Origin of the sequence: Micromonospora sp. D75 (assembly GCF_018070405.1) — a bacterium.
Classification (GTDB): domain Bacteria; phylum Actinomycetota; class Actinomycetes; order Mycobacteriales; family Micromonosporaceae; genus Micromonospora; species Micromonospora chalcea.
On record NZ_JAGPXV010000275.1, the window covers coordinates 1 to 7,524 of the forward strand.

Sequence of the window (7,524 nt, forward strand, 5' to 3'; positions counted from 1 at the left end):
ACTCCCGTTCCTCGCCCAGGTGCCCGGTCACGCCGTCGAGGAACACGGCCAGCACGGTGAGCACCGGCTCCACCACCAGATAGACCACCACCGGCCAGATGAGCCAGCGGCGTCCGGCCGCCCAGACGGCGAGACGCCGGGCCCGGTCCGCCGCTCGCTGCCAGAACCGCACCGGCGGCGGCTCCCGGCGGGGTACGGCGTCCAGCAGTTGCGCCACCGCCGTCTCGGTGGCCGGTCCGGTGCCCTGCACGAGACGCAGCACGGCGATCCGCCGCCTGTCGGTCAATCCGCCGGGCAGGCCGCTGAGCACCACGTCCAGCGCGTTGGCGGTGCGTTCGGCGGGGGTGAGCCGGGAGCGGCCGGTGCGCCCGCGTACCGCCTGGGTGAGCAGGACCAGCAGCGCGAACGCGACGTAGATGATGGCGGCGGCGGGGGCGTAGAAGTAGTCGGTGCCGGTGGTGACGAACTTGCCCACCTCGTCGATGAACAGCCCGAACCCGATGCCGCCGATCACCGCTCCGCCGCTGCGGGCGCCACCGCCGAGGAAGACCAGCGGGATGCCCAGACCCACGGCGAGCAGCAGGCCGCCCCAGAGCACGTGCGCGATGTGCAGCCCGCCGCCGCCGAGCTGTGGATAGTCGGCGGCCTTCAGGTACGCGCGTACGGCCAGCACGGTGACCACGCCGGAGAGCACGAACGCCTGGAGGTAGGACGCAGCCTGGATCGCCCGGGTCGGCAGCCGGCGGACCAGCCAGCCGATCCCCGGCCGGTAGCGCGGCGATTCGGGTGGCATGCCCCGAAACCTAGTAGCCGCGCCACTCCTCGCGGGCGTAGTCCAGCACCCTCGGTCGCAACAACGTGTTGGCCGGCATGTCCAGCCGGGCCCGGTCGGCGGGGAACGTGGCGGCGGCGGCCACCACCTCCGGGGTGAGGAAACGCAGCGGCGGCCTGTCGTCCGGCAGCGCCAGTTCCGGCGCCACGTCACCCGGCGCGGCGAGCACGAATCCCCAGTCGCCGAAGCTCGGCACGTCGACGTGGTACGGCACGGTGGCGAAGCCGGCCTCGCGGATCGACCGCTCGATCGACCAGTACGACCGGGGGGCGAAGTAGGGCGACCCGGACTGCACGACGAGCCGCCCGCCGGGGGCCAGCACCGGCCGGATCAGCGTGTAGAACTCGATCGTGTAGAGCTTCGCGGTGGCCGTCTCGTCCGGGTCGGGCAGGTCGGCGATCACCACGTCGAAGCGGTCCGTGGCGGTACGCAGCCACGCGAACGCGTCCAGGTTGAGCACCCGTACCCGGGGGTCGGTGAGCGAGCCACCGTTCAGCTCGCGCAGTTGCGGCTCGCGGCGGGCCAGCTCGACCACTGCCGGGTCGAGGTCGACGAGCGTCACCGAACGCACGTCCGGGTACTTGAGGATCTCCCGCGCGGCCAGCCCGTCCCCGGCGCCGAGCACCAGCACGTCGCCGTGCGCCCCGCGCATCGCCGGGTGCACGAGCGCCTCGTGGTAGCGGTACTCGTCGATCGAGCTGAACTGCAGGTCGCCGTTGAGGAACAGCCGCAGGTCGGTGTCGGAGCGGCCGGGCTCGGGCACCGACCGGGTCAGCACGATCTCCTGGTAGCGGCTGCGCTCGGCGTGCACCACCGGGTCGCGGTAGAGCTGCTGGCGGGTGGTCACCTCGAAGTCGTGGGCGGTCACCCAGGCGTACCCGAGGAGCAGGCCGACCACGGCGGTGGCCACGCCCAGCGCGGCCCGCGCCCGGCGGCTGAGGTCGGCGCGGAACACGGTGAAGACGAGCGCGACCCCGGCGACCGCGTTCACCGCGCCCACCACGAGCGCGCCCTTGAGCTGGCCGAAGACCGGGATCAGCAGGAACGGGAAGGCCAGCCCGCCGAGCAGCGCGCCCACGTAGTCGGCGGCGAACAGGTCGGCCACCGCGCTGCCCGCGGACTGCTCCCGGATGCGTTGCAGCATCACCATGAGCAGCGGGATCTCCGCGCCGATCAGCAGGCCGAGCACGAACGCGGTGCCGACGAGCGCCGGGCCGTACAGGTCGAGCCAGGCGAACGCGGCGTAGAGGCCGAGCACGGAGAGGCCGCCGAGCAGCGCCAGCGTCAGCTCGATCACCGCGAACGAGACCACCGCCCGGGACTGCAACGGCTTCGCCACCAGCGCGCCGACGCCCATCGCGAAGACCATCACGCCGAGCACGATCGACGCCTGACCGACCGTGTCGCCGATCAGGTAGCTGCCGAGCGCGACCAGCGCCAGCTCGTACACCAGGCCGCAGGCCGCGCAGACGAAGACCGCGAGCAGGACCGCCGCGCGGGCCAGGCGCCACCGCGGCCGTGCGGCCACGTCGGCGGTCACCGTCTGCTCCGGGTACGTCCGGCGGCTCCCGCCCCGGCACGCTGCGCGGGCACCCGTCCCCGGTGGCTGCGGCGCTGCCGCACGCCCACGGCGAGGAACAGCGCGGCGAGCAGGAACAGTCCGACCGAGCTGAGGAGGTAGGCCCAGCGGTCCCGCCAGAAGTCGTTGCCGGCGTCCGGCAGCGGCGCGGCAGCGGTGGACGGCGCGGCGGTGGGCGTCGCGGCCGGCTCGGCGAGCCCGCGCTCGGCGGCGAGCAGCGGCAGGATCGTGGCGGCCCGGGTGACGGCCCAGCCCGGGTCGTCGAGGAACGCGTCCTCGTCCAGCCCGAAGCGACCCAGCCGGGTCTCGATCGCGGCGAGGTCGGCGAACTCGATGTCGTCCGACCCCTTGATCCGGATCGTGGCGGAGTCCTCCGACTCGCTGCTGGACGAGGTGTACCTGACGTTCGCGGAGACCGCGATCCAGCGCGCGCAGCCGGGCGCGTCGACGACTGTGGTGCCGTCGCCGAGGTTGGAGCCGACGCTCACCTCGTCGTACACGTCGAGCAGTTCCCAGCCGTAGCAGATGCCTTGGCTGTCGGCGGCGGCCCGGAGGATCGGCACGGTGCCGGAGCGTTCGTCGGCGGCCGGCGCGGGGACGGAGGTGTCCGAGTCGCCGCTGAACGCGCCGACGGCGCAGACGACGACCACGACCCCCACGACCACGGACCAGATCACCGTCTGGCTGCGTTTGTCCTTCCCCGCCGAATGCTGTGCGGGCTTTCCGCTCATCAGATGATTGCGGCTGCGATGATCGCGCCGGTGGCGAGGTGCACGGTGGCCGAGACCCACACCGCCGGGTGCGGCTCCGGATCGACCAGCAGCTCACCGAGCTTGCCCGGAGTGGCGGCGTCGAGCAGCATGAACGCCACCGCCATGATCACCAGGCCGAGGATGCCGTACGCGCCCGCGCCGATCAGCCCCAGCCGGAAGTCGTTGTCGCTGGCCACGATCGCGGCCACCACGATGGTGCCCACCCCGACCAGGTTCGACGAGAGCAACAGCGCCGCGTTGCGGTTGCGCTCGACCCAGATCAGCTCGTGAAGCTTGCCCGGGGTGGCCACGTCGACCAGGACGTAACCGATGGCCATCAGAACGACGCCGACCACGCCGTACGCGAGGGTGACCAGCAGATCGGTGACGAGATGCTGCACAGAAGACTCCAGGGTGAGGGGGCGAAGGGGGCTACTTACCGGAACCGGGGCCGCCGCCCCGGACCGTGCTGCCTCGGCCCCAGCCCCAGCTGTTGCCGACGACGGTGTGGTAGCGGGGGTAGGCGGTGGTCATCTTCTCCAGCAGGATCACCGAGCCGACGGCGAGCGGGAGGATCACCACCGAGTCGTCGTCGTAGCGCAGGTAGACCCCGCTGCCGTCGACGTACTGGTCGGCCGGCTTCCAGGCGTCGGTGATCTGCTTGGACACCTCGCTCGGCGTCTTCCGGGAGGTGTACGCGATCGCGTTCGAGCCGATGTCCCGCCCGGAGGCGCGGGAGAAGTTGTCCTCCACGTAGCCCCGGGGCGAGAAGTTGCCGTAGAAGATCGTGAAGGTGGCGATGAGCGCGCCGATGACGGCGACCGCCACGCCCACCACGAACCACCGTCGGTACGTCACAGCTCCTCCACCACGGTCTCGGTCAGGACCAGCTCGTTCGTCTGGGGGTAGACGTGCCAGGTACGCCAGGCGAGCACGCCGTCCGGCGGCCGGGGCCGGACGGAGAGCGCGGTGACCGCGTCCTCGTCGCCGGGGAAGACCCCGATCAGCGCGTACGGGTCGTCTGCGAGTTCGGCGCGCAGCGCCGCGACCCGGGTACGCAGGCCGTCGCCGTCCGGCCGGAGCACAGCGGCCATGAACCGGTAGCCGGTCGTTTCGTCGTGCAGCGCGTCCGGCAGGTGCGGCGGGCGGCCGGGCAGGCAGGCGACCGTCTCCGTGAGCCCGCCGAGCACCACCTGGTGGGAGGCGCCGAGCAGGCGCAGCCGCAGCCGGGGCAGCCCGGGCAGGTCGATGTCGCGTACGGCGAGCGCCGGCAGCTCCGGGCCGCCCAGGGCCAGGCTCAGATCGGCGGCGCTGGTGTCGACGTAGGGCGCGTCCAGGCAGACGAGCACGTCAGCGCACCGTCTCCGGGCCGCCCTGCGGGTAGATCATCACCTCGGCGCGGCGCAGCTCCTCACCGAGGTTGACCTCCCAGCCGGCCTCCCCGTACGCCTCGAACGACAGCCGCGCACCGCCGGGCGCCTGGTAGTCGTAGTAGCGCATGGTGCCGTGCGGATCGAGGCCGGTGCCCTCGGTCGCGGTGTACCGGGCCTGGCCCGACTCGTCCCAGTTGTAGCGGCGGCCGGCGATCTCCAGCGTCGGGGCGCCCGGCGTGACGGTGGCTGACGGCTCGCTGGTCCAGAGCACCAGCTCCAGATCCGGGTCGGACTCGACGGACAGCCAGCGCTTCACCCCGCCCGCGTCGTCGAGCAGGTGCTCCGCCCAGCTCCAGCCACCCTCGACCAGGTGCACCGAGCCGCGCACGGTGTACGGCACCGAGCGGATCTCGACGATGTCGCCGGGCTTGAGCGCGCGCGGGTCGCCCCGCAGCGCGTCGGCGTCCCGGTCCCGGAACGGGTCACCCGGCGCCGCCTTCGTCTTCGGGCCGGACTCCGACCGGGACTTCCGTACCGCGATCACGGCGATCACCACACCGGCCACCCCGACGAGGCACCCCAGCGTGGTCACCACGTACGCCAACGAACCGTTCACGACCGCCTCCCCAACGTGCTCGGCGGGAACGGTAACAACCGCACGCACGCCTTCTGAAGTCCCGTTCGCTGAGTGTGCGCTCAGCTACCTTCGGCATCGGCGAGCCGGTCGGCGGCGTATTCACCCAGCGTGGCGCGGCCCATGAGGCAGCCGGAGAACGTGGTGAACTCGCCGTCGTCGTCGCGCAGCCGCGCCCAGGCGTCCCGCCCGGCGGCCGGGTCGACCGCCTCCAGCAACGTGGCCGCGTACGCCCGGCCGGCCGGGGAACCCTTGCGGAGCAGCTTGTCGACCCGCTTGCGGGCCGCCTCCGGGTGCTCCCGCAACCCCTGTTCCAGCCGTCGGTACGCCTCGGTCGCGGGCAGCACCTGCCCCGCCAGTCCCACCCCGCCGAAGGCGAGGGTGTCCGCGCCGTCGAGTTCCCGCGCCGCCTCGTCCAGTTCCCGCTCCCACGCACTCATGCCCCACTATGTGCCCACCCCGCCACCCCCTCCAACCGCAAGGAAGGGCCCCCTTTTAACGCCTCCGGTAGAGGAAGGGCCCCTTGTTAACAACCTCCACGAGCAGGGCGCGGCCGGGAACGGCGAAGGCCCGGCCAAGACGGCCGGGCCTTCGCAGGAGCGGGTCAGGCGGCGGTGACCGCCAGGGACTCCTTCGTGTCGGACAGGTCGACGCGGACCGTGTCGCCGTCGCGGATCTCACCGGCCAGCAGCGCCTTCGCGAGCTGGTCGCCGATCGCCGACTGCACCAGCCGGCGCAGCGGGCGGGCGCCGTAGATCGGGTCGTACCCGTGCTCGGCCAGCCACGTACGGGCCGCTTCGGTGATTTCCAGGCCCAACCGGCGGTCCGCCAGTCGGCGGCGCATCCGGTCGAGCTGAATGTCCACGATCGAACGCAGGTCTTCGCCCTGGAGCGCGGCGAACACCACGATGTCGTCGAGCCGGTTGAGGAACTCCGGCTTGAAGTGCGACCGGACCACCGCGAGCACACCTTCCCGGCGCTCGTTCTCGGTGAGCGTCAGGTCGCTGATCACCGACGAGCCCAGGTTCGAGGTGAGGATCAGGATCGCGTTGCGGAAGTCCACGGTGCGACCCTGACCGTCGGTGAGCCGGCCGTCGTCGAGCACCTGGAGCAGTACGTCGAAGACGTCCGGGTGGGCCTTCTCCACCTCGTCGAGCAGGATCACCGAGTAGGGGCGGCGGCGTACCGCCTCGGTGAGCTGGCCGCCCTCCTCGTACCCGACGTATCCGGGCGGGGCGCCGACCAGGCGGGCCACCGAGTGCTTCTCGCCGTACTCGCTCATGTCGATGCGGACCATGGCCCGCTCGTCGTCGAAGAGGAACTCGGCGAGCGCCTTTGCCAGCTCGGTCTTGCCGACGCCGGTCGGTCCGAGGAACAGGAAGCTGCCGGTCGGGCGGTCCGGGTCGGCGACGCCGGCCCGGGCGCGGCGTACCGCGTCGGAGACCGCGCCCACCGCCTCGGCCTGGCCGACGACGCGGGCCCGCAGCGACTCCTCCATCCGGAGCAGCTTGGCGGTCTCGCCTTCGAGCAGCCGGCCGGCGGGGATGCCGGTCCAGGAGGCGACCACCGCGGCGATGTCGTCCGCGCCGACCTCCTCCTTGAGCATCGCGCCGTCGGCCTGGAGCCGGGCCAGTTCCTCCTCGGCCTGCTTCAGCTCGGTCCGCAGCGCCGGGATCCGGCCGTACCGCAGCTCGGCGGCGCGTTCCAGCTCGCCGTCGCGCTCGGCCCGCTCGGCCTCGCCGCCGAGGCGCTCCAGCTCCTCCTTGGCGGTGGAGAGCTTGGTGATGTGGCTCTTCTCGGTCTGCCAGCGTTCGGACAGCGCGGTGAGCTGCTCGCGCTTGTCGGCCAGCTCCTTGCGCAGTCGCTCCAGGCGCTCGGCGGACGCGGCGTCCGGCTCCTTCGCCAGCGCCATCTCCTCGATCTCCAGGCGGCGTACCGCCCGCTCGATCTCGTCCACCTCGACCGGGCGCGAGTCGATCTCCATGCGCAGCCGGGACGCGGACTCGTCCACCAGGTCGATCGCCTTGTCCGGCAGGAACCGGTCGGTGATGTAGCGGTCGGAGAGCGCGGCGGCGGCGACCAGCGCGGCGTCGGTGATGCGTACGCCGTGGTGCACCTCGTAGCGCTCCTTGAGCCCGCGCAGGATGCCGATGGTGTCCTCGATGGTCGGCTCGCCGACCAGCACCGGCTGGAAGCGGCGCTCCAGCGCCGGGTCCTTCTCGATGTGCTCGCGGTACTCGTCGAGCGTGGTCGCGCCGACCATCCGCAGCTCACCGCGCGCCAGCATCGGCTTGAGCATGTTGCCGGCGTCCATCGAGCCCTCGCCCTTGCCGGCGCCGACCACGGTGTGCAGC

At 72.3% G+C, this 7,524-nt stretch carries 9 protein-coding genes; all 9 read right to left on the reverse strand.

The window, feature by feature from the left end; translation table 11 throughout:
- On the reverse strand, positions 1–793 hold a 793-nt coding region (locus KBX39_RS17410), incomplete at its 3' end, for a hypothetical protein (RefSeq protein ID WP_210871536.1).
- 10 nt (positions 794–803) lie between these two features.
- On the reverse strand, positions 804–2,372 hold the full coding sequence (locus tag KBX39_RS17415) for a polyamine aminopropyltransferase (RefSeq protein ID WP_069088112.1): 1,569 nt from the start codon (positions 2,370–2,372) through the stop codon (positions 804–806).
- A complete protein-coding gene (locus KBX39_RS17420; protein ID WP_210871538.1) occupies positions 2,369–3,142 on the reverse strand; it encodes a hypothetical protein in 774 nt (257 codons plus the stop codon). Before KBX39_RS17420 ends, KBX39_RS17415 begins: the two co-directional genes overlap by 4 nt.
- The gene (locus tag KBX39_RS17425) at positions 3,142–3,564 is read right to left on the reverse strand and encodes a DUF350 domain-containing protein (protein ID WP_043327571.1); all 423 of its coding nucleotides are present in this window, start codon (positions 3,562–3,564) and stop codon (positions 3,142–3,144) included. Before KBX39_RS17425 ends, KBX39_RS17420 begins: the two co-directional genes overlap by 1 nt.
- A 31-nt stretch (positions 3,565–3,595) precedes the next feature.
- Positions 3,596–4,021: a DUF4247 domain-containing protein gene (locus KBX39_RS17430; protein WP_043327572.1), complete on the reverse strand. Its 426-nt coding sequence runs from the start codon at positions 4,019–4,021 to the stop codon at positions 3,596–3,598.
- A complete protein-coding gene (locus KBX39_RS17435; protein ID WP_210871540.1) occupies positions 4,018–4,512 on the reverse strand; it encodes a DUF2617 family protein in 495 nt (164 codons plus the stop codon). Before KBX39_RS17435 ends, KBX39_RS17430 begins: the two co-directional genes overlap by 4 nt.
- A 1-nt stretch (position 4,513) precedes the next feature.
- Positions 4,514–5,152, reverse strand: a complete 639-nt coding sequence (locus KBX39_RS17440; protein ID WP_064447959.1) for a DUF4178 domain-containing protein — start codon at positions 5,150–5,152, stop codon at positions 4,514–4,516.
- Positions 5,153–5,232: 80 nt separating this feature from the next.
- The gene (locus tag KBX39_RS17445; RefSeq protein ID WP_210871542.1) at positions 5,233–5,610 is read right to left on the reverse strand and encodes a hypothetical protein; all 378 of its coding nucleotides are present in this window, start codon (positions 5,608–5,610) and stop codon (positions 5,233–5,235) included.
- Between the two features lie 164 nt (positions 5,611–5,774).
- On the reverse strand, positions 5,775–7,524 hold a 1,750-nt coding region (locus KBX39_RS17450; protein ID WP_210871543.1), incomplete at its 5' end, for an ATP-dependent Clp protease ATP-binding subunit.